23 protein-coding genes and 1 tRNA gene are annotated in these 21409 nt (G+C 66.0%); 11 read left to right on the top strand and 13 right to left on the bottom strand.

The genetic code is table 11. The features are described 5' to 3' along the window. The 8 genes from rpsA to VFY73_RS07700 all read left to right on the top strand — a co-directional run. A partial coding sequence (rpsA, locus tag VFY73_RS07735) for a 30S ribosomal protein S1 (RefSeq protein WP_329717349.1) occupies positions 1 to 1387 on the top strand: 1387 nt, incomplete at its 5' end. Positions 1388 to 1440: 53 nt separating this feature from the next. Then, positions 1441 to 1764, top strand: coding sequence for an integration host factor subunit beta (locus tag VFY73_RS07730; protein ID WP_329717348.1), 324 nt, complete (start codon positions 1441 to 1443; stop codon positions 1762 to 1764). A gap of 262 nt (positions 1765 to 2026) precedes the next feature. After that, a complete protein-coding gene (locus tag VFY73_RS07725; protein WP_329717347.1) occupies positions 2027 to 2338 on the top strand; it encodes a LapA family protein in 312 nt (103 codons plus the stop codon). Further along, the gene (gene lapB, locus VFY73_RS07720) at positions 2328 to 3479 is read left to right on the top strand and encodes a lipopolysaccharide assembly protein LapB (RefSeq protein ID WP_329717346.1); all 1152 of its coding nucleotides are present in this window, start codon (positions 2328 to 2330) and stop codon (positions 3477 to 3479) included. Before VFY73_RS07725 ends, lapB begins: the two co-directional genes overlap by 11 nt. Before the next feature lie 73 nt (positions 3480 to 3552). Next, positions 3553 to 4122: a D-sedoheptulose 7-phosphate isomerase gene (gene gmhA / locus VFY73_RS07715; RefSeq protein ID WP_329717345.1), complete on the top strand. Its 570-nt coding sequence runs from the start codon at positions 3553 to 3555 to the stop codon at positions 4120 to 4122. Continuing rightward, a complete protein-coding gene (gene rfaE1, locus VFY73_RS07710) occupies positions 4119 to 5063 on the top strand; it encodes a D-glycero-beta-D-manno-heptose-7-phosphate kinase (RefSeq protein ID WP_329717344.1) in 945 nt (314 codons plus the stop codon). Before gmhA ends, rfaE1 begins: the two co-directional genes overlap by 4 nt. Then, positions 4985 to 5632 carry a D-glycero-beta-D-manno-heptose 1,7-bisphosphate 7-phosphatase gene (gmhB, locus tag VFY73_RS07705; protein ID WP_329717343.1) on the top strand — a complete coding sequence of 216 codons (648 nt, stop codon included), beginning with the start codon at positions 4985 to 4987 and terminating at the stop codon, positions 5630 to 5632. The genes rfaE1 and gmhB overlap by 79 nt, the downstream gene beginning before the upstream one ends. 47 nt (positions 5633 to 5679) lie before the next feature. Further along, positions 5680 to 6294: a class I SAM-dependent methyltransferase gene (locus VFY73_RS07700; protein WP_329717342.1), complete on the top strand. Its 615-nt coding sequence runs from the start codon at positions 5680 to 5682 to the stop codon at positions 6292 to 6294. On the opposite strand, the gene VFY73_RS07695 is transcribed toward VFY73_RS07700, so the two are convergent. Both VFY73_RS07695 and VFY73_RS07690 read right to left on the bottom strand, forming a co-directional pair. After that, positions 6267 to 7361, bottom strand: coding sequence for a glycosyltransferase (locus VFY73_RS07695; RefSeq protein ID WP_329717341.1), 1095 nt, complete (start codon positions 7359 to 7361; stop codon positions 6267 to 6269). The two genes, VFY73_RS07700 and VFY73_RS07695, sit on opposite strands and share 28 nt — an antisense overlap. After that, entirely contained in the window at positions 7358 to 8413 is a 1056-nt protein-coding gene (locus tag VFY73_RS07690) for a glycosyltransferase family 9 protein (protein ID WP_329717340.1), read from the bottom strand. The genes VFY73_RS07695 and VFY73_RS07690 overlap by 4 nt, the downstream gene beginning before the upstream one ends. Before the next feature lie 585 nt (positions 8414 to 8998). Here VFY73_RS07690 and VFY73_RS07680 point away from each other — a divergent pair. The 3 genes from VFY73_RS07680 (at position 8999) to VFY73_RS07670 (ending at position 11262) form a co-directional block, all read left to right on the top strand. Then, positions 8999 to 9364: an H-NS histone family protein gene (locus VFY73_RS07680; protein WP_329717339.1), complete on the top strand. Its 366-nt coding sequence runs from the start codon at positions 8999 to 9001 to the stop codon at positions 9362 to 9364. 100 nt (positions 9365 to 9464) lie between these two features. Next, entirely contained in the window at positions 9465 to 11003 is a 1539-nt protein-coding gene (locus VFY73_RS07675; RefSeq protein ID WP_329717338.1) for a hypothetical protein, read from the top strand. Beyond that, a complete protein-coding gene (locus tag VFY73_RS07670) occupies positions 10978 to 11262 on the top strand; it encodes a hypothetical protein (protein ID WP_329717337.1) in 285 nt (94 codons plus the stop codon). Before VFY73_RS07675 ends, VFY73_RS07670 begins: the two co-directional genes overlap by 26 nt. Positions 11263 to 11303: 41 nt before the next feature. On the opposite strand, the gene queE is transcribed toward VFY73_RS07670, so the two are convergent. The 11 genes from queE to thrS form a co-directional block, all read right to left on the bottom strand. Then, positions 11304 to 11939, bottom strand: coding sequence for a 7-carboxy-7-deazaguanine synthase (gene queE, locus VFY73_RS07665; RefSeq protein ID WP_329717336.1), 636 nt, complete (start codon positions 11937 to 11939; stop codon positions 11304 to 11306). Between the two features lie 3 nt (positions 11940 to 11942). Further along, entirely contained in the window at positions 11943 to 13034 is a 1092-nt protein-coding gene (locus VFY73_RS07660; RefSeq protein WP_329717335.1) for a 6-carboxytetrahydropterin synthase, read from the bottom strand. A 53-nt stretch (positions 13035 to 13087) separates the two neighbouring features. Continuing rightward, positions 13088 to 13164 (bottom strand) — tRNA-Pro (locus VFY73_RS07655). Between the two features lie 127 nt (positions 13165 to 13291). Further along, positions 13292 to 13759, bottom strand: coding sequence for a MerR family transcriptional regulator (locus tag VFY73_RS07650; RefSeq protein WP_329717334.1), 468 nt, complete (start codon positions 13757 to 13759; stop codon positions 13292 to 13294). 47 nt (positions 13760 to 13806) lie between these two features. Further along, positions 13807 to 14148: an integration host factor subunit alpha gene (locus tag VFY73_RS07645; RefSeq protein WP_324158353.1), complete on the bottom strand. Its 342-nt coding sequence runs from the start codon at positions 14146 to 14148 to the stop codon at positions 13807 to 13809. Between the two features lie 86 nt (positions 14149 to 14234). Next, positions 14235 to 16658, bottom strand: a complete 2424-nt coding sequence (gene pheT / locus VFY73_RS07640) for a phenylalanine--tRNA ligase subunit beta (protein WP_329717333.1) — start codon at positions 16656 to 16658, stop codon at positions 14235 to 14237. Positions 16659 to 16719: 61 nt separating this feature from the next. Further along, the gene (pheS, locus tag VFY73_RS07635) at positions 16720 to 17775 is read right to left on the bottom strand and encodes a phenylalanine--tRNA ligase subunit alpha (protein ID WP_329717332.1); all 1056 of its coding nucleotides are present in this window, start codon (positions 17773 to 17775) and stop codon (positions 16720 to 16722) included. Between the two features lie 123 nt (positions 17776 to 17898). Continuing rightward, positions 17899 to 18255 (bottom strand): 50S ribosomal protein L20, encoded by a 357-nt coding sequence (gene rplT, locus VFY73_RS07630; protein WP_329717331.1) that lies wholly within the window; start codon positions 18253 to 18255, stop codon positions 17899 to 17901. A 29-nt stretch (positions 18256 to 18284) separates the two neighbouring features. Then, entirely contained in the window at positions 18285 to 18488 is a 204-nt protein-coding gene (rpmI, locus tag VFY73_RS07625; protein ID WP_329717330.1) for a 50S ribosomal protein L35, read from the bottom strand. A 134-nt stretch (positions 18489 to 18622) separates the two neighbouring features. Then, a complete protein-coding gene (gene infC, locus VFY73_RS07620; RefSeq protein WP_329717329.1) occupies positions 18623 to 19147 on the bottom strand; it encodes a translation initiation factor IF-3 in 525 nt (174 codons plus the stop codon). Positions 19148 to 19253: 106 nt separating this feature from the next. Continuing rightward, complete coding sequence (gene thrS / locus VFY73_RS07615; protein ID WP_329717328.1) at positions 19254 to 21173, bottom strand: threonine--tRNA ligase; 1920 nt, start codon at positions 21171 to 21173, stop codon at positions 19254 to 19256. Positions 21174 to 21409: the final 236 nt, after the last annotated feature.

Raw genomic sequence — 21409 nt, 5'->3', positions numbered from 1 at the left:
GCTGGAATCCGGCGACTTCGTCACCGGCACGGTCAGCGGCAAGGTCAAGGGCGGCCTGACCGTCCTGGTCAACGGCATCCGCGCCTTCCTGCCCGGCTCGCTGCTCGACACGCGTCCGGTCAAGGACATGAGCCCGTACGAGGGCAAGACCATGGAGTTCAAGGTCATCAAGCTCGATCGCAAGCGCAACAACGTCGTGTTGTCGCGCCGTGCCGTGGTCGAAGCCTCGATGGGCGAAGAACGCGCCAAGCTGCTGGGCACCCTGTCCGAAGGCGCCATCGTCACCGGCGTGGTCAAGAACATCACCGAATACGGCGCGTTCGTCGACCTGGGCGGCATCGACGGCCTGCTGCACATCACCGACATGGCCTGGCGCCGTGTCCGTCACCCGAGCGAAGTGGTCACCGTCGGCCAGGAACTGCAGGCCAAGGTCCTGAAGTTCGACGCCGAGAAGAACCGCGTCTCGCTGGGCATCAAGCAGCTGGGCGATGACCCGTGGATGGGTGTGGCCCGCCGCTACCCGACCGGCACCCGCCTGTTCGGCAAGGTCACCAACATCGCCGACTACGGCGCGTTCGTCGAGATCGAGCCGGGCATCGAAGGCCTGGTGCACGTCTCCGAAATGGACTGGACCAACAAGAACGTCGCTCCGTCCAAGGTCGTGACCCTGGGCGAAGAAGTCGAAGTCATGGTCCTCGAGATCGACGAAGACAAGCGCCGCATTTCGCTGGGCATGAAGCAGTGCAAGGCGAACCCGTGGGAAGAGTTCAGCGCCACCGTCAAGCGCGGCGACAAGGTCAAGGGCCCGATCAAGTCGATCACCGACTTCGGCGTGTTCGTGGGCCTGGCCGCTGGTATCGACGGCCTGGTGCACCTGTCCGACCTGTCGTGGCACGAAGCCGGCGAGACCGCCGTGCGCAACTACAAGAAGGGCCAGGAAGTCGAGGCCGTGGTGCTGGGCATCGATGTCGAGCGCGAGCGCATCTCGCTGGGCATCAAGCAGCTGGACGGCGACCCGTTTGCCACGTTCACCTCGGTCAATGACCGCGGCATGATCGTCAACGGCGTGGTCAAGACCGTCGACCCGCGTGGCGCCGAAGTGCAACTGGCCGACGACGTGCTGGGCTACCTGCGCGCTTCCGAAATCAGCCGCGACCGCGTCGAAGACGCCCGCAACGTGCTGAAGGAAGGCGACGAAGTCTCGGTGATGATCGTCAACGTCGACCGCAAGACGCGCAACATCCAGCTGTCGATCAAGGCCAAGGACCAGGCCGACCAGCAGGAAGCCATGCAGCGCCTGTCGCAGTCGAACGAGCGCGAAACCGCCGGCACCACCAGCCTGGGCGCCCTGCTGCGCGCCAAGCTGGACAACCAGAACAACAGCTGATCCATCCGCTGTTCGTTGCCGCCAACACGCACTGCTGACCTAGACGACGCCTCATGACCAGATCCGATCTCGTTGCCAAGCTCGCGGATCGCTTCGCGCAACTGACGCAACGCGACACCGAGTTCGCGGTCAAGACGATCCTCGATGCAATGTCCGACGCGCTGGCGCGTGGGCACCGCATCGAGATCCGGGGCTTCGGCAGCTTCTCGATCAACCGTCGCCCGCCGCGCGTGGGCCGCAACCCGCGCAGCGGCGAGCAGGTGACGATCCCCGAGAAGCTGGTGCCGCACTTCAAGCCGGGCAAGGCCCTGCGCGAAGGCGTGGACGCCAGCCTGCCGGCCGAAACGCCGGTGGCCGAGGAAGCCCCGAGCGTCTGATCCAGCGTTGCTGCAGCAACAATCAGTGTCTTGTCTCAGCAATACGCTGCATTGCGACGGGTCGCAATGGGGATGATCGCGGGTCGACGAACCGGGCAGATACGCTGGGTATCTGCCCAGCCGTCCGGACGCACCATCATCACCATCTGTTCGAATCTCAATGCAGCGTATTGCTGAGACAAGACACCTAGGGCCCCGCGAGGGGCCCTTTTCATTTCCGCGAGCCCATCGCGCCGCGACCCTGTTCGTAGAATCGGCAGCAATGCGCATCCTCACCTGGCTCGCCCGCGCCTTCATCTTTTTTTCGCTGTTCGCCTTCTCGCTGCACAACCAGCAGCCGGCGCAGGTGAACTGGGCGTTCGGCTACGCCTGGAATGCGCCGATGGTGATCATCGTGCTCGCGGCCTTTGCCGCCGGCACCGTGTTCGGGGTGCTGGCGATGACCCCCAGCTGGTGGAAGCATCGCCGCCTGGCCCGCAAGCACGCACCCGACGCTGGCCTGACCCAGCCGCCTCCCACGCCCGCAGAAGCCACGCGCGAACCGCAGCAACCCGTGATCCCCGATGGAGTTTGACCTGCTGTACTGGTGGCTGCTGGCCCTGCCGGCGGCCTTCGCGGTGGGTTGGCTGGCCTCGCGGCTGGACCTGCGCCAGCTCAAGCGCGAGAACCGCGAGTCACCGAAGGCCTATTTCAAGGGCCTGAACCTGCTGCTGAACGAACAGCAGGACAAGGCGATCGACGCCTTCATCGAGGCCGTGCAGCACGACCCCGACACCAGCGAGCTGCACTTCGCGCTCGGTAACCTGTTCCGCCGCCGCGGCGAATTCGAGCGCGCAGTGCGCGTGCACCAGCACCTGCTGGGCCGGTCCGACCTGGCGGTGAGCGAGCGTGATCGCGCCCAACACGCGCTGGCGCAGGATTTCATGAAGGCCGGTCTGTTCGACCGTGCCGAGCAGGCCTACCGTGCACTGAAAGGCACGGCCTTCGATACCGAAGCCCAGTTGGCATTGCTGAACCTGTACGAGCGTTCGCGCGATTGGTCCGCCGCTGCCGAAACCGCCGCCGCGCTGGAGCGCAGCGGCACGGGCTCGTTCGGCACCCGCATTGCCCATCATTGGTGTGAGCTGGCAATGGAAGCCGACGCCAAAGGCCTGGCCGAAGCGGCCGACGCTGCACTGGGCAAGGCGCGGGCCGTGGCCCCGCATGCACCGCGTCCCTTGCTGCTCGCCGGCCAGCGCCTGGCAAAAGCCGGCCGCCACACCGAGGCCATGGCGGCCTGGGACGACCTGCGCCTGCGCGACCTGGCGAGCTTCGCCTTGGTCGCCAACGACTACGCCGACAGCGCGCTGGCATGTGGCCAGGCCGCCGCAGCCCGCCAACGTTTGCAGTCAGCTTATGAACAGGCGCCGGGGCTGGATCTGTTACGTGCCCGCGCGCGTGTCGAGGGTCACGAGTTGGGTGCCGATCCCGCGTTGCTGCCGTACCTGCGCCAGCAACCAACGCTCAGCGCGGCGCAAGCCGTGCTGGCCCGGCCAATCGAGCAGTGGAATGCCGAGGCGGCCCAGGCCGTCGGCGAAGCGGTGGCCCGTGCCGCCAAACCCCAACAGCGCTACCGCTGCGCGGCCTGCGGCTTCGAGGCCCACCGATATTTCTGGCAATGCCCCGGCTGTCTCACCTGGGACAGCTTCCCACCGCGACGGGTGGAGGAACTATGAGCCCCGCCCGACCGCCCATGGGCTCACTCCCTCTCGGAGTAACGGGCCGAAAGACCCTAGGGAGCAACATCTGATGACTTCGCTCTACCTCACCAACCTGGCCGAGCACCAGAGCACGTTCGAGAAGCTCGCGGCGCTGGAGGCCGACATCGCGCGCGCCGGCAGCCACATCGCACAGTGCCTGGCCAAAGGCGGCAAGCTTCTGTCCTGCGGCAACGGGGGCTCGGCCGCCGACTCGCAGCACATCGCCTCCGAATTGACCGGCCGCTTCATCAAGGAGCGCAAGCCCCTGGCCGCGATCTCGCTGACGACAGACAGCTCGGCGCTCACCTGCATCGGCAACGACTACTCGTTCGACGAAGTCTTCGCCCGCCAGGTGCGTGCACTGGGCCGCGCGGGCGACGTGCTGGTCGCGATTTCGACCTCAGGCAACTCGGCCAACGTGCGCCGCGCCGTCGAGGATGCGCGCACGCTGGGCATGCAGGTCATCGGCCTGCTGGGCCGCGATGGTGGCGCGATCAAACCGCTGTCGGATGTCGCCATCGTCGTGCCGAGCGATGTCACCGCGCGCATCCAGGAAGCGCACATCCTGATCATCCACACGCTGTGCGGGCTGATCGAGCAGGAGCTGCAGCTGGTATGAACGCCTGGGCTGCACTGCCCTCTCGCGAGCAGCTGACCACCAGCCGCGTGCTGGTGGTCGGCGACGTCATGCTGGACCGCTACTGGTTCGGCGCGGTCGATCGCATCTCGCCCGAGGCGCCGGTGCCGGTCGTGCGGGTCACGCGCGAGGAAGACCGCCTGGGCGGCGCCGCCAACGTGGCCGTCAACGTGCAATCGCTGGGGGCCCGAGCCACCTTGCTCACCGTCGTCGGCGAAGACGAGGCCGCGAGCCGGTTGGAGCAATTGCTCGCCGAGCGCGGCATCCGCACCGCGCTGGGCCGCGATCCGAAGTTGAAGACCATCGTCAAGCTGCGCGTGATCGGCCGCTCGCAACAATTGATGCGCGTCGACTTCGAAAACACACCAGACCATGAAGTGCTGGCGCAAATGCTGGCAGCCTTTGACGCCGAACTCGCACAGCACGCGGCGGTGATCTTCTCCGACTACGGCAAAGGCGGCCTGGCCCACATCCCGCACATGATCAAGCGCGCCTGCGCGGCCGGCAAGCCGGTGCTGATCGATCCCAAAGGCCACGACTACGCGCGCTATGCCGGCGCCACGCTGTTGACGCCAAACCGCAGCGAACTGGCCCAGATCACCGGCCCTTGGCGCGACGAAGCCCACCTGGCCGAGCTGGCGCAGGCGATGCGCACACAGCTGCAGCTGCAGGCCTTGCTGTTGACGCGCTCCGAAGACGGCATGACGCTGTTCGACGCCAGCGGCGCGCGCCACGTGCCAGCCGAAGCCCGCGAGGTGTTCGACGTGACCGGCGCCGGTGACACCGTGATCGCCGCGCTGGCCGCGTTGGCCGGCGCCGGCATGCCGCTGCGCGACGCAGTGCCGTGGGCCAACCACGCCGCGAGCATCGTGGTCGGCAAGTTCGGCACCGCCAGCGTCACCTACGACGAGTGGGCCCAGTGACCACGCTGCGCCCGGCAGCTTTTCTGGACCGCGACGGCGTGATCAACGTCGAGCGCGACTACGTTTACCGCATCGAAGACTTCGAACTCCTGCCCGGCGTGGTCGAAGCCTTGGCCGGGCTGCAGCGCGCCGGCTACGCGCTGGTGGTGGTGACCAACCAGGGTGGCATCGGGCTGGGGCTTTACACCGAGGCCGACATGCAGCGCCTGCACACGCATTTGCGCAGCCTGCTGGCCGAAGCAGGCGTGCAGTTGGACGGCATCTTCCACTGCCCACACCACCCTCGCAGCCCGGACCTCGCCATGCGCGGCCCGTGCGGCTGTCGCAAGCCGGCGCCCGGGATGCTGCTTCAGGCCGCCCGCGAACTGCAGCTGGACCTGCCGCGCTCCTTCCTGATTGGCGACAAGGCGGGTGACGTGGCCGCGGGCCGCGCCGCCGGCGTCGGGCAGAACTTCCTGGCGCGCAGTGGCCATGCGCTCACCGTTGCTGACATCGCCCAAGCCGACGCGGTCTACGATGACCTGCTGGCGCTGGTCCGGCAACGGATCGCGCCCGAGCCGCTCGCCTGAGCCGGCCGCCGCCTCCTTTATCGCTACCCACGACCACGACCACGACGATGCAAGTCGACGCTTCCCATTACCAATTCGAGCGCTATGTCGACATCAAGCGCTGGTGCAGCTATTGGCACCAGCTGCGCGAGGTACTGGCGCTGCAGCCGACCTCGGTGCTCGAAGTGGGCGTGGGCACCGGCATCAACAGCCAGCTGCTGCGCACGCTGGGCTGCGAAACGGCCACGATGGACATCGACCCCGCGCTGAAGCCCACCCACGTGGGCAGCGTGACCGCGATCCCGCTGGCAGATGCGAGCTACGACGTTGTCGCGGCCTTCCAGGTGCTCGAGCACCTGCCTTATGAGGACTTTCGCACCGCAGCGTCCGAGCTTCGGCGCGTGGCGACCAGCCATGTCGTCCTGTCGTTGCCCGACGCGCACAAGATGCTGACCTTCGTGCTGCCGCTGCCTTTTGGCGGCGAACGCCGCTTCCAGCTCCCCAAGCCGCGGCTGCGTGCGCGCCAGCACCGCATCACCGGTGAGCACCAGTGGGAGATCAACAAGCGCGGCTACCCGGTCTCTCGCATCGTCGGAGATCTCGAGGCGTCAGGCCTGACGGTGCTGCGGACCTTCCGCGCGCCCGAAAACCCATATCACCGCTTCTTCGTCTGCCGCAAGTAAACGGCCAGGTTGCCCTCGACCATCGCGTCGATCGAGAACTGCTTTTCCACCCACAGGCGCCCGGCCGCGCCCATGCGGACACGGCGCTCGCCTGAATCGAGCAGGTCATTCAAGGCGCCCGCGAGCGCGGCCACGTCACCGGGCTCGATCAGCTCGCCGTTCAAACCCGGCTGCACGATCTCCGGGATGCCGCCGGTGCGGCCGCCGACGATGGGCACGCCGCAGGCCGCCGCCTGCAACAGTGCGACGCCCAGCCCTTCCATGTAGGCCGGGTGGGCCAGCACATCCAGGCAAGGCAGCACACGGTCCAGGTCGCGCCGAAAGCCCGTCAGCTGCACGCGGCCGGCCAACACCGGATCAGCTGCCACGCGCTGCTGAATCGACTCCACCAACGGCCCTTGGCCCAGCAACAGCACCCGCGCCTCAGGGTGGCGTGCGAACACCGCAGGCAGCGCATCCAGCAGCGTCACGTGGCCTTTGCGCTCGATGAACTGCGCCGCCATGCCGATCACCAGGGATTCGTCGGAGAGCTTGAATTCCTCGCGGAACCAGCGCAGCTCGCCGCGGCCGGGTCGGTACTGCGCGGTGTCCACCGCGCTGGGCACGCAAGTGATGCGGACCTCGGGAACCCCTTCACGCAGCAGAACCTCGCGAATACCCTGCGAGATGGTCACCACGTGATCAGGCAGGCGGTACTTCAAGGCCGCCCACAGCTTCGATTCGGGATTGTCGACGCGGCGGCTCAACACCGTCGGCACGCCGTGTAAACGGCCCGCCAGGGCGCCCCAGGTGTCGCAGCCCCGCCGGCTGTGCAGGTGCAGTACGTCCGGCTCCATCTCGCGCATCAGCTGCCGCAGGCGGCCCACCAGGCCGATGTCGGCGTCCCCACGCATCGGCATCTCGTGAACAGGCAGCCCCAGCTCACGCACGGCGGCGGCGATCGCGCTGCCTTGTGGGCAGGCGAGTGCGACATGCACGCCCCGCTGGGCCAGCCCACGCATCAGGAACACGACCTGCAAGGCCCCGCCATACAAATGCCTGCCAGCTTCGACATGCAGGACTTTCATGCGTCGCCCACCTGCAATTGCTGGCGCGCCTGCGCCATCACCAGCTCGACCGTCCAGTGCCGCATGCAGTGAAACGCACCACCGCAGGTCGGGTGGCGTCGGCAGGGTGAGCAGTCCATCGGCTCGTAAAGAATCGCCGTGCGAGGCGAGCCGGTGTCCAGATAGGGCCGCGTCGAGCCAAACAGGCCAACCGTCGGCACATTCAACGCCGTGCCCATGTGCGTCAGCCCGGTATCAACGCCGACCAACAGGGCACTGTCGGCGATCGCGGCCACGGTCTCGTCCAGCTTGAGCTGGCCGACGAGATTCACGAGCGTCGGGCAGGCCGCGGCGATGCGCGCGGCCGCCTCGCGGTCGGACGGCCCGCCCATCAGCACCGGCACCAGGCCTTCGGCCCGCAACGCGCCAGCCAGCGCCGCCCAGCGGTCTTCGAACCAATGTTTTTGCGGCCGGGTCGTGAACGGCGCCAGCACCGCGAATCGGCCGGCCGGGCCAACCGGCACGCCAGCGGCCGCCAAGGCGACACGGGCCGCCTCACGCGGACCGTCACCAACCGCCAGGTCGAGCTGGAAGCTGCCCGTCGGTGCGCCCAGGTAGTCGGCCAGGTCGCGGTACTCGTGGCTCATGCGCGGGTCGTCGCCTTCGCGCGGACCGACCCGCTCGGTCATCAGCCACTGGCTGCCTTCGCGTGACAGCAGCCCCACGCGCCGTGGCGCGCCAGCCAACCAGCCCAACAGGCCACTCTTCAGCAGCCCCTGCGCATCGAGCATCAGATCGAATCGGCGGGCGCGCAGCTCGGCCCGGAATCCGCGCATCGCCGCCCACAGCTGAGCGTAGCGGTGCTCTTTCCACAGCTGCTGCCAGACCGCCCGAGGCCAGGGAATCACCTCGTGCAACTGCGCGTTGTGACGCAGCAAGGGCACGGTCGTGGGCTCGGTCAGCCAGCTGATTTGGGCGTCGGGCCAACGCGCACGCAGCGCCGGGATCAGTCCCGAGGCCATCACGACGTCACCGATCGCACTCAGGCGCACGATCAGGATGCGCTCGCTCACGCGAGACAGCCGCGCCGGGCGCAGCGCGGCAAATGCTGGCAGATCGGCATGTAGAACGTGCGAAACATCGAGGTGTCCAGCATGGAAGGCGTTGAGCGAGCGGCATTATCCGCGTGGTGAGACATCTACCGCGCGGAATGCGCCTGCGCCCATGGCAAGGTCTTGTCCGATAGGCGATAATGGTGCGTTGGCGGAGCCAACGCTGTCGCCACGATGCATTGCCAACGTGGCGCATTGCCAATACGGCAAATGCGGCGTGACCTTCGCCGTTTCAAGTTCTGTCAGTCAAAGGAGCTTACCCTGGCCAAGGACGATCCCAAGACCTCCATCGATGCAGGGGGTTTGCGTTACCGCTCAAAAGTGGCGGGTTCTCCATTCTCCGCGACAGGCGCATTTGGCGCCGCCACGATGTCGTGTTTTCTGTGCGGCAAGCACCGCCCCCGGGCACAGCTGAAGTCGCGCAAGTTGCTGGGTAAAGCCCAAGCGGTCTGCTCGCCGTCCTGCCGCGAGCTGGACGCTGCCCAAACCTGACAGGTCCCCGCGGCCGCCATCTGGCGGCCGCGCCCATTTTGAGCACGACTTTTGATGTCGATGCCTGACACCGATCCGCCCGACGCCTCCGAGGCCATCGATCCCTGGGCCGAATCGGCCGCCGCTCCCATCACGCTCAGCCGGCGTGAGCGTGCCGCCGTGCTCGCACGCATCGAGGCGCTGATGGAGTTCTGGGGCATCACGGTCGACGATCTCCTGGCGCCCACGCCCGAACCTGAAACGCCCCCACCGCCCCCCGGCCCACTGCCGGTCAAGTACCGCCATCCGGTCACGGGCGACACCTGGGACGGCCAGGGCCCGCATCCAGAATGGCTGCGCCGCGCGCTGCTGCAAGAGGGTTTGCGCGTTGACGAGCTGAAACCCGCCGAAGCATTGCCGCCGGGTTCCGCAGCCGGCTGATCCCTCTTCTAGCGCTGCGCCACCCTAAGCCAGAGATTGCACGGACTGGCTCTCGGCACCCACAATCCCCGCTCTTCACAGAACATCGCGGGGATCGGTCATGCCCATCGACAAAGTCGTGCTGGCGCTGCACGCAGCGCTGCAAGCCAAATACGGCGACGCCGGCTTGGCGCGCATCGGCAAGGCCCTGCGGGCCCTGGTGGCCGCAGACAAGCGGCGCGGCTTGGCCACCGTGGTGATCCATCTCGATGACGAAGCCGAGATGGCGCCGTATGGTGGGCCCACCCCTGCCGTGGCCGACGCACGGGCCGTCAAGAACGCGATCGATCGCATTGCGGCCACTGCGCTGCCGCACTACATGATGCTGCTGGGCGGGCCGGACGTGATGCCGATGGTGCCGATCACCAACCCCGCCTACAGCGGGCCTGAAGGTGACTCCGACCGCCACGTGCCCAGCGATCTTCCCTACGCCTGCGAAGCCCCCTACAGCACCAACCCCAACCGGTTCCTCGGCCCGACCCGGGTGGTCGGCCGCCTGCCGGACCTTATCGGTGCCAGCAAGCCGACCCTGTTGACCCAGCTGATCAACGCGGCGGCACGCTCCAAACCACGTCCGCGTTCTGACTTTCAATCGAGCTTCGGCCTCAGCGCCGAGGCGTGGGCCAAGTCGACCGCACTGAGCCTGACCAACACCTTCGGCCACGCCGACGGCCTGCTGATCAGCCCACCGAAAGGGCCCCGCTGGAGCGCCAACCAACTGGCGCCGCGGGTGCACTTCATCAATTGCCATGGCGGCGACAGCGTGCCCGAGTACTACGGCCAGCCGCCGGACAAGGATGAATTCCCACTGGCCCACCACGCCAAGCACCTGCGAGGCAAGGTCAGCGCGGGTACGGTGGTCGCCGCCGAATGCTGCTACGGCGCACAGCTCTATGACCCCGCCGACGCGGCAGGCCAGAAGGGCATTGCGCTGACCTACCTGGAAGATGGCGCGGCCGCTGTCTTCGGCAGCACGACCATCGCCTACGGCCCCTGCGAAGGCAACGGTTCGGCCGACCTGATCTGCCAATACTTCATTCAGCAAATTCTGGGCGGCTCGTCACTGGGCCGTGCGGCGCTGGAGGCCCGGCAGAAGTTCGCTGGGGCGCGCACGCACCTGGATCCGTACGATCTGAAGACCTTGATGCAGTTCTATCTGCTGGGCGATCCTTCGGCGCAGCCGGTGGCGGCCACCGCGCATTCGCTGACCCGCGGTAAGGCCTTTCGCAAAGCCTTTGCCAACATGCAGGACCGCACTGTGCGCAATCTGCGGCGCGAACGGCTGGAGCGCGAAGGCAATTACCTGGGCCAAGCCCTGCCTGCTCTTCGGCCAATCGACCAGGCGCCCGGCGACAAGGTGGCCACCGCCTTGAAGGCGATGACCCGCGAGTCGGGCCTGCAGGGGAAGCTCACGCATCTGAGCTTCGAAATCGCGCCACCCAAGCGCGGCAACAAGACCGGTCCCCAGCGTCGGGTCCACATCGTCAAGGGCCGTCGGCCGGTCCATGAAGCCGGAACCAGCGCTCTGCGTGTGGTCGCCCTCGTGGCCACCGAAGAAGATGGACAATTGATCCATGTGCGCCGCCTCCACTCCCGCTGACGACAACGTGGGCGACCTCGGGCATGTCGTGCTCGAGGGCCGCGTGGAGAAGCGGGCCTTGGGCCAGGGCACGAAGAGCGCGCACCACGGAATGGTGCTGGTCCTGGCCGACGGCAGCTGGCATGTGCTGCGGCGCGCCGGCGGCCATGCCTACGTCGACCCGGCTTTCGAGGCGATGGAGGGGCAGCGTGTTCGACTGCGCGGCAAGCTGAGACCGAACTTCTTCCTGGTCGAAAGCGCCGACGAGCCCAACGACTGAGTCCGGCCACCCGCGCAGTTGGCGAGTGGGCCCGGAAACCACTACGCGATCCCCACCACCTTGTGGGTCTGGATACCCAGGCGCCATTGCGGGTGCTGCATGCAGTAGGCGATCGCCTCTTGCGTGTTGCGCGCTCGATCAGGCCCATCCATCGGCTGCAAGATGAAGTGCTGGAAGGCCAGGTCGGTGAAGCGCTCCGGCATCGCCTTCGCTTGCGGGAAGACCAGCTTCAACTCATGGCCAGCGTTCAGGACCAGCGGTGCATCCGCCTTCGGGCTGACGCAGATCCAGTCCAAACCGCGGGGCGCCGACTGGGTGCCGTTGGTTTCGACTGCCACGTCGAAACCCCTGGCGTGCAAGGCATCGACCAAGGCTTCGTCCAGCTGCAGCAATGGCTCGCCACCGGTGCACACGACCATCGGCTTGCCGCCGGCGCCTCCCGCCCACTTCGCCGCGACCGCAGCAGCCAAGGCTTCGGCGGTGTCGAACTTGCCACCTCCGGGCCCATCGGTACCGACGAAGTCGGTGTCGCAGAAGCGGCAGGTGGCGCTGGCCCGGTCTGCCTCGCGACCCGACCACAAATTGCAGCCCGCAAAGCGACAGAACACCGCGGCGCGCCCGGCCTGAGCGCCCTCGCCTTGCAGCGTGTAGAAGATTTCCTTGACCGAGTACGTCATGCTTCAAGCGGCCAGCACAGGCTCGGCGTCGCCCGTGCAGACGATGGCGCCGCAGCCTTCGGTTTCAAACAGATCGACGCGAGAGACCTGAGGCAGACGCGCTTGTGCCTGGGCCAACACCCAACGCGCCAGGCTGGCGGCATCGCAATCCAGCAAATCCGGAATGTCATGCAGCGGGTGGTGATCCAACGCCTTGAACACCGGCTTGAACAGCTCCTTCACGTCGCCGAAGTCCACGGCCCAGCCGCGCAGTTCATCCAGCTCGGCACTCAGGTGCAAACGCAGTGTGTAGGTGTGGCCATGCAGGCCCGACAGGGGGCTGCCGGGCGGTGCGCGGCGCAATCGCAACGCGCTGTCGAGGTGAAAGTCCTTCCAGATCCGATGCGTGGCGCCGTCGTACTGCGCGCCGCATGACGCGGTTTCGTAGACCCTCACCGCCGTGAGCCCGTCCGTGCCGGCGACCAGCCGCTGCCAGAGCCAGCGGCTGAGCATCTCGCTGGTCGGATTCTCCAGACCGGGCAGCTCATTGAGGCAGGCGTAGTTCAGCTGGTGATGCAGCGGGGCCCACAGCTCGTCCAGCCGGTCACATGCCGCGTGCGTGGGCTCACCGGGCGCGGCCCGCAGATGCACGACGGCCTCGAAGCCATGCCCGTGCATGCGACCGCACTTGTGGCCTAGCGGCACGTTCGGCAAGCGGTGCGCAGACTGGAATCGGTAGCGGCGCCATGCATGGGCCACACCTCGGCCGTCGACGTCGACGCCGCTGTTCGCCGAGCTTTGCAGGCCGATGGCTGGTGTTTGGGGCAAGCGCAGTTGGCCGGCGATCCACCGCGCCAATCCATCGTCACACGGCTCGTCGACCAGTTCGTTCAGCAGCACATGATCGAGTGGTGCGATCACGTCGGCGAGCATGCTTTGCAGACGGCTCAACTCGCCGCCTGGGAATGGAGCCCAGCCCTCGCTCAACGCCGCGCGCACACGAACCTGAAAGCTGTGGCCGTGCAGGCGCAATGCGCGGTGGCCCGACGGCAGGTTGTGCAGCTGCCGCGCGGCATCGAAGCCGGCTTGGGCGGTAAAGAATTGGCGGCTCGACATGACGCAAAGACAAACGGGTTAGCAGCGTGTGCTGCTAACCCGTTGTTATTGGTTGGTCGGGGTGGCGGGATTCGAACTCGCGACCCCTTGCACCCCATGCAAGTGCGCTACCAGGCTGCGCTACACCCCGACGAAGCTCGCATTATAGCCAGGCATTTGGAGCACGCCGGGCTGACATGAAAATCATCGCTGACGGTCGACGTTTTCTTGCTTCGAATCGAGGGCGCGAAGGCCCCTTTTGCGACTCGACAGGTGACTCAGAAAACGAGCAGCTCGCGAATCGCCAGCAGCTCTTCTCGGACCTGCTCGACGCTGGGATTCGCCGGCAGCACGGGCAGCCGCAACTCGGCCGTCGAGGCATGGCTCAGTGCGGCCATGGCCGGCGTGCCAGATGCGGCCACCGGCAAGGTGTGTGGCGCGGGCAGCGCATCTTGAAGGTTGTCTTCGGCCCCTTCCAGCGAAGCCGCTTCTGACAGGCGATTGCGCGCGCCGCTGATCGTGAAGCCCTGGTCGTACAGCAGATCGCGGATGCGCCGGATCAGCAGCACCTCGTGGTGTTGGTAGTAGCGCCGGTTGCCGCGGCGCTTCATCGGCTTCAGCTGAGTGAACTCCTGCTCCCAATAGCGCAGCACGTACGGCTTCACGCCGCACAACTCGCTCACCTCACCGATCGTGAAGTAGCGCTTGGCGGGGATGGCCGGCAGGCGGATGGGGCCAGAGTCCATGGAAATGGGCGTGCGAAATCAACGCGCTTGAGCGAGTTGCTCAAACTTTACTCGAACTCTTCCGCAGGCGGCATGTCGCCCTGAACAATTGCTTTCAACTTGTGACTTGCGTGGAACGTCACTACGTTTCGCGCCTTGATCGGGATCGGCTCGCCGGTGCGGGGGTTGCGTCCGGGCCGCGGCGCCTTGCGACGGATCGCGAAGTTGCCAAAGCCCGAGAGTTTGACGTCGGTGCCCTGCACCAGCGCCTCGTTGACGATCTCGAAGAAGGCCTCGACCATGTCCTTCGACTCGCGCTTGTTCAACCCCAGCCGCTCGAACAGCAACTCGGCCAGCTCGGCCTTGGTCAGGGTCGGCGTTTCGAGCGACGGGAGGATGACGCGGTCCATCGGCGTTGGCGTGTCGGTGGGGTCTGAATTCGAATCGGGCAGCATGCGCAACAGTCTTTGATTGGGGCGTGTGTCGTCGTCCAAACTCAACCGCGCAGGTGTGCGCCGTGCGCCGCCTGGGCCCGCGCCACGGCCTGGGCCCTGGCAGCGTCGATGCGATCGTCCGTCAAGGTCGCCTCGTCATCCAGCAATTCCAGCCGAACGGCAAGGCTGCGGTGACCAGCGGGAATGTCGGCCGTCGGCGCAGCCGGCTTGTAAATGTCGAACAGCGTCGCGCTGCGCACCAGCCCGGTCGGATCGGCCAGCAGCGTCGCCGTCAGCGCGTCGTGAGTCACCTGCTCGGACACGACCAGCGCCAGGTCGCGCACCACCGCCTGCTGGCGCGGCACCGGCATGGCCTGCGGCACATCGCGGCGTTGCACTGCCGCGAGGTCCAGCTCGAACAGCACCGGCGCGTGCGGCAGCTCGTAGGCTTGGCGCCAGCGCGGGTGCAGCTCGCCGACATGGCCGATGACCGCGCCATCCAGCTCCACCGCAGCGCAGCGGCCCGGATGGAATGCCGGATGCTCGGCTGCCACGAAGCGCGCCTCACAAGGGGCCAGCAAGGCCTCGACATCGCCCTTCAGATCGAAGAAGTCGACGCCCTTGTCCGACTGCCCCCACTGCAACGACGCCGCTGAGCCATAGGCCAGACCTGCGACCCGCTGGGGCTGGTCAATGCCCTGCACCGTGCTATCGCTGGCGGCCACGCTCGCGTCGCGGCGGAAGACACGACCCACCTCGAACACGCGCACGCGCGACGCCTTGCGCGAAAGGTTGTAGCGCAGCACGTTGATCAGGCTGCCGACGAGGCTGGAACGCATCACCGCCAACGGCGCCGCGATAGGGTTCAGCACCTTGATCGGGTCGGCGTTGCCGGCCAGCTCTTGCTCCCATCGCTCTTCGACGAAGCTGAAGTTGATCGTCTCTTGATAACCGAGCGACGCCAACGCATGGCGAACGGCATGGGAGCCGCGCCGAGACTCGGGGCGCACGCGCGCCATCACCGGCGCCAGCGGCGCGGTGCCGGGCAGGCGCTGGTAGCCGATCACGCGTGCGACCTCTTCGATCAGGTCTTCTTCGATCGCAATGTCGAAGCGCCAGCTGGGCGGCGTCACGGTCAACGTGCCGTTGCCTTCGGTGAACTGCAGGCCCAGTCGGCGCAGCACGCCGGCGCACTCCTCCTGCGTGACGGACATACCGATCACCTTGGCGGCGCGCGCCACGCGCAGCGTCACCGGCTTGGCTTCTGGCAACTCGCCCTGCCAGTCGGTCATCGGGCCGGCTTCGCCACCGCAGACATCCTGCACCAGGCGGGTGATGTGCTCGATGTGTTCAACCGTCAAGGCCGGATCCACGCCACGTTCGAAGCGGTGGCCGGCGTCGGTCGAGAAGGTGTAGCGGCGTGAGCGGCCAGACACCGCGTTGGGCCACCAGAACGCGGCCTCGATGTAGACGTTCTTCGTGTCGTCGGACACCGCCGTCGAGTCACCGCCCATGATGCCGGCGAGCGACTCGACCTGGCGCTCGTCGGAGATCACGCCGACCTGCTCGTCCAGCTCGATCGTGCTGCCGTTGAGCAGCTTCAGGCTTTCACCCGTCCTGCCCCAACGCACGGTCAGGCCTCCGTGGATCTTGTCGAGGTCGAAGATGTGCGACGGGCGGCCGTACTCGAACATCACGTAGTTCGAGATGTCGACCAGCGGCGATACGCTGCGCTGCCCGCAGCGTGCCAGGCGCTCCACCATCCAGGCGGGGGTCGTGGCCTTGGGATTCACACCACGCACGACGCGGCCCGAGAAGCGGCCGCACAGATCGTTCGCCTCCACCTTGACGGACACGCGCTGATCGTTCGCGGGTGTCACTGGCTGGAAGCTCGGCACCTTCAGCGGCGTGCCAGTCAAGGCCGACACTTCGCGGGCAATGCCATAGACGCTCAAGCCGTGCGCCAGGTTCGGCGTCAGCTTCAGCGTGAACAGCGTGTCGTCGAGCCTCAGGTACTCGCGAATGTTCCGGCCCAGTGGCGCATCGGCCGGCAGCTCGAGCAAACCGCCATGGTCTTCCGACAGCTTCAGCTCGCGCGCCGAGCACAGCATGCCGAAGCTCTCGACGCCGCGCAGCTTGCCGATCTTGATCTCGAAGGGCTTGCCGTCCTCACCTGGCGGCAACTGCGCCCCGACGACGGCCAGCGGCACACGGATGCCCACCCGCGCGTTCGGCGCGCCGCAGACGATCTGCAGCGGACCCTCCTTGCTGAATGGGCCGGCGTCGACGCGGCACACGCGCAGCTTGTCAGCGTTCGGATGCTGCTCGGCCTCGACGATCTCGGCCACCACGATGCCAGCAAACGGCGGCGCCACCGGCTTGAGCTCTTCGACCTCCATGCCGGACATCGTCAGCAGGTCTGCCAATTCGGCGGTATTCAGCGGCGGGTTGCAGAACTCGCGCAACCAGGATTCTGGGAATTGCATGGGATCGGTTCAGTCTTCGGTGTTCGGGGTCAACGGCGGCGTGGCGGCACGGGAGCTGCGGTCACTGGAACTGCGACAGGAATCGCAGGTCGCCGTCGAAGAACAGGCGCAGGTCGTTCACGCCGTAGCGCAGCATCGTCAGCCGGTCCGGGCCCATGCCGAACGCGAAGCCGATGTAGCGCTCGGGATCGAGGCCGAAGTTGCGCACCACGTTCGGGTGCACCTGGCCGGAGCCGGCCACCTCGAGCCAGCGGCCTTTCAGGGGGCCATCCGCGAAGGCGATGTCGACCTCGGCCGAGGGCTCGGTGAACGGGAAGAACGACGGGCGGAAACGGATTGTCAGGTCGTCCGTTTCGAAGAAGTTGCGGAAGAAGTCGGCGAACACCGCCTTCAGGTCCTTGAAGCTGACGTTCTCGCCGATCCACAGGCCTTCGCATTGGTGGAACATCGGCGAGTGGGTCGCGTCGCTGTCGACGCGGTAGGTGCGGCCGGGCGCGATCACGCGGATCTCGGGGATCGGCTCGCCGCGGGCCAACGCTTCGGCGTGGCGGGCGGAGTGGGCACGCGCATAACGCACCTGCATCGGGCTGGTGTGCGGGCGCAGGTTGAGCCAACGGCCACCGTCGTCCTTCATGTCGACGTAGAAGGTGTCCTGCATTGAACGCGCCGGGTGGTTCTCCGGGTTGTTCAGCGCGGTGAAGCTCATCCAGTCGGTCTCGATCTCGGGGCCATCGGCCACGTCGAAACCCATCGAGCCGAAGATGGCCTCGATGCGCTCCATCGTGCGCGACACCGGATGCAGGCCGCCTTGCCCGCGCTGGCGACCGGGCAGCGTCACGTCCAGCGCCTCGGCCTTGAGCTGGGCTTCCAGTTCGGCATCGGCCAGTGCCTGGCGACGCGCATTCAGCGCCGCCTCGATGCGTTGCTTGGTCTGGTTGATCTCGGCACCGCGGGTCTTCTTTTCGTCCGCGGTCAGCGTGGCCAGGCCCTTCAGCAGCTCGGTGACACGGCCGGCCTTGCCCAAGAAGCGGGCCTTGGCGTTTTCCAGTTCGGCCGGCGTGCCGGCTGCTGCGAAATCGGCCTGTGCGGCGCCCACCAGTTGATCGAGGTCGTTCATGCTTACCAAGCGAAGATCAAAAACAAAATAAAAAAGGCCGCACCAACAGGTGACGGCCTTCGAGTGCCTGTGCGGCCTCCGGTGCCCTCGTTGCCAAGGGCGCCGGAAGAGCCTGCAGCGGTATCAGCTCAGCTGGGCCTTCACCTTGTCGACGATGGCGGCAAAAGCAGCCGGATCGTGGATGGCCATGTCCGACAGCACCTTGCGGTCGAGTTCGATCTGGGCCTTCTTCAGGCCGGCGATGAACTTGCTGTAGGTCAGGCCGAGGCCACGGGTTGCCGCGTTGATACGGGCAATCCACAGCTGGCGGAACACGCGCTTCTTGGTGCGGCGGTCGCGGTAGGCGTATTGGCCCGCCTTCATCACCGCCTGCTTGGCGATGCGGAAGACGTTCTTGCGACGACCACGGAAGCCCTTGGCCAGGGCCAGGATCTTCTTGTGACGGGCGCGGGCGGTTACACCACGTTTAACGCGAGGCATGTCTGGTTTCCTTTCAGTCCGTCAGAAGATCACAGGCCAGCAAAAGGCAGCATCTGTGCGATGTGGCCCATGTTGGTCTCGTGCACGTTGGCAGCACCACGCAGGTGGCGCTTGTTCTTCGTGGTCTTCTTGGTCAGGATGTGGCGCTTGAACGCTTGACCGCGCTTGACGGTGCCACCCGGACGGACGCGGAAACGCTTCTTGGCCCCGCTCTTGGTCTTCATTTTGGGCATGACTGCTCCTTGTGAATTGCCTCTGCTGGGCGGCCACCGCGGGTGCGGTGGCACTTGATGGCCTGCAGTGGCTTCTGCATCAACCCGGCAGTGACCAAACCGCCGGGTGAATCCTTCAAAACTCGTCGCGCTGGTTAGCGCTTCTTCGGCGCCAACACCATGATCATCTGGCGGCCTTCGAGCTTGGGCATGTGCTCGACCACCGCCACATCCGACAGCTCGTCGCGAATGCGTTCGAGCAGGCGCATGCCGATGTCCTGGTGGGTGATTTCGCGGCCACGGAACCGCAAGGTCACCTTGCCCTTGTCACCGTCTTCGGCAATGAAGCGGCGCAGGTTGCGCATCTTGATCGCGTAGTCGCCTTCGTCGGTGCCAGGGCGGAACTTGACTTCCTTGACTTCGATGACCTTCTGCTTGGACTTCGCTTCGGCGGCGCGCTTTTGTTCCTGGTACTTGAACTTGCCGTAGTCCATCAGCCGGCAAACCGGCGGATCTGCAGTGGCGGCAATCTCGACCAGATCCACGTCGGCTTCGGCTGACATCCGCAAGGCGTCCTGAATGCTGACGATGCCCAACGGCTCGTTCTCGACGCCGTTCAGGCGCACGTTCAGGGCAGTGATCTCACGGTTCAGTCGATGCTTGCGCTCGACGTTAGGCATCCGACGGTCGGCAAAGGTAGCGATGGTTCAAACCCCTCAAACAGGTCCTGAGGCAAGTGCAGGACCCGACGAAAAACATTCGGCGAACGAAAACCGAGGCATTACCTCAAACCTTGGCCGCGATGTCGCCTGCGAGCTTCGACTGGAAGTCTGCGAGGGACATCACGCCCAGGTCCTGGTTGCCTCGGGCGCGCACCGCGACGGCCCCGCTTGCCTTCTCCTTGTCGCCTACGACGAGGATGTACGGGACCTTTTGCAACGAATGCTCCCGTATTTTAAACGTGATCTTCTGGTTGCGCAAATCACCCTCCGCCCTAACTCCTTGTTTTTTCAGCGTTTTGACGACGGATTCGACGTAATCCGCCTGGGCTTCCGTGATCGACGAGACCACCACCTGCGTCGGCGCCAGCCAGGCCGGCAGCGCCCCGGCGTGCTGCTCGATCAGGATGCCGATGAAACGCTCCAGGCTGCCAACGATCGCCCGGTGCAGCATCACCGGCGTCAGGCGGTCGCCCGACTCAGCCACGTACTCCGCGCCCAGGCGCTCGGCCATGAAGAAGTCGACCTGCATCGTGCCGCATTGCCATTCGCGGCCCAGCGCGTCTTTCAGCGTGTATTCGATCTTCGGGCCATAGAAGGCCCCATCACCCGGCGAAATGACGAATTCGCAGCCCGAGCGGCGCAGGCTTTCCATCAGCGCATGCTCGGCCTTGTCCCAGCTTTCGTCCGATCCGATGCGCGCCTCGGGCCGCGTCGCGACCTTGTAGAGGATGTCCGAGAAGCCGAAATCTGCGTAGACCTTCTGCAGCAGCGCCGTGTACTCGACGCACTCCTGCAGGATCATCTCTTCCGTGCAGAAGATGTGGCCATCGTCCTGCGTGAAGCCACGCACCCGCATGATCCCGTGCAGTCCGCCCGTCGGCTCATTGCGGTGGCATTGGCCGAATTCACCGTAGCGCAGCGGCAGGTCGCGGTAACTCTTGATGCCCTGCTTGTAGATCAGGATGTGGCCGGGGCAGTTCATCGGCTTCAGCGCGTAGTCGCGCTTCTCCGATTCCGTCGTGAACATGTTCTCGCGGTACTTCTGCCAGTGGCCCGTCTTCTCCCACAGCGACTTGTCCAGGATCTGCGGGCCCTTGACCTCGAGGTAGCCGTTGTCGCGGTAGACCTGCCGCATGTACTGCTCGACGCATTGCCACACGGCCCACCCCTTGGGATGCCAGAACACCGTGCCGGGCGAGTGCTCGTCGAGGTGGAACAGGTCCAGCTCGCGGCCCAGGCGGCGATGATCGCGCTTCTCGGCCTCTTCCAGCATCGTCAGGTACTTCTGCAGGTCGTCCTTGCTGGCCCAGGCCGTGCCGTAGATGCGCTGCAGCATCTCGTTGCGGTGGTCACCGCGCCAGTAGGCGCCCGCCACCTTCATCAGCTTGAAGTGTTTCAGCTTGCCCGTGGAGGGCACGTGCGGGCCACGGCACAGGTCTTCGAACTGGCCTTCGCGGTACAGCGACACGTCTTCGCCCGCCGGTATCGAGCCGATGATCTCGGCCTTGTAGTGCTCGCCCAGGCTCTTGAAGTAGGCCACCGCCTCGTCGCGCGGCAGCACGCGTCGCTCGACCTTTTCGTCCTTCTTGGCCAGTTCTCCCATCTTGGCCTCGATCGCGGCCAGGTCCTCGGGCGTGAATGGGCGCTTGTACGAGAAGTCGTAATAGAAGCCGTTCTCGATGACCGGGCCGATCGTCACCTGCGCCTCGGGGAAGAGCTCCTTCACCGCATAGGCCAGCAAGTGCGCCGTCGAGTGCCGAATCAGTTCCAGGCCATCGGCATCTTTGTCCGTCACGATCGCGAGCGGCGTGTCAGCCTCGATCAGGTGGCTCGTGTCGACCAGCTTGGCGTCCGAGCCTTGGCCGATGCGGCCGCCGAGCGCGGCCTTGGCCAGGCCGGCGCCAATCGACGCGGCCACGTCGGCCACCGTCAACGGGCCCGGGAATTCACGTTGCGAACCATCGGGCAAAGAGATCTTGATCATTTGGGTATTCCAGAAAACAAAAACGCGGCTGAAGGGCCGCGTTTCGTGAGGGAAAGTTTGGACGAGTCCGAACGTGCCGCGGCCGACTAGGTGATTTCTCCGAAGGTCGTAGTTCGCGGTGTCATAACCCGTGCTGCCTTTCCTGCTCTTGCTGGTGGGATGGCGAATTGTAGAACGAGAGCTGCGCCGCCAACAATCACAGGGCTTCCGCCTCGATAGGCAGGCCGGACTCAACC

The organism is Ideonella sp. (assembly GCF_036277275.1).
Classification (GTDB): Bacteria; Pseudomonadota; Gammaproteobacteria; order Burkholderiales; family Burkholderiaceae_C; genus Ideonella.
The sequence above is the reverse complement of the archived record's forward strand: the minus strand, read 5'-3'. Positions and strand labels throughout refer to the sequence as shown.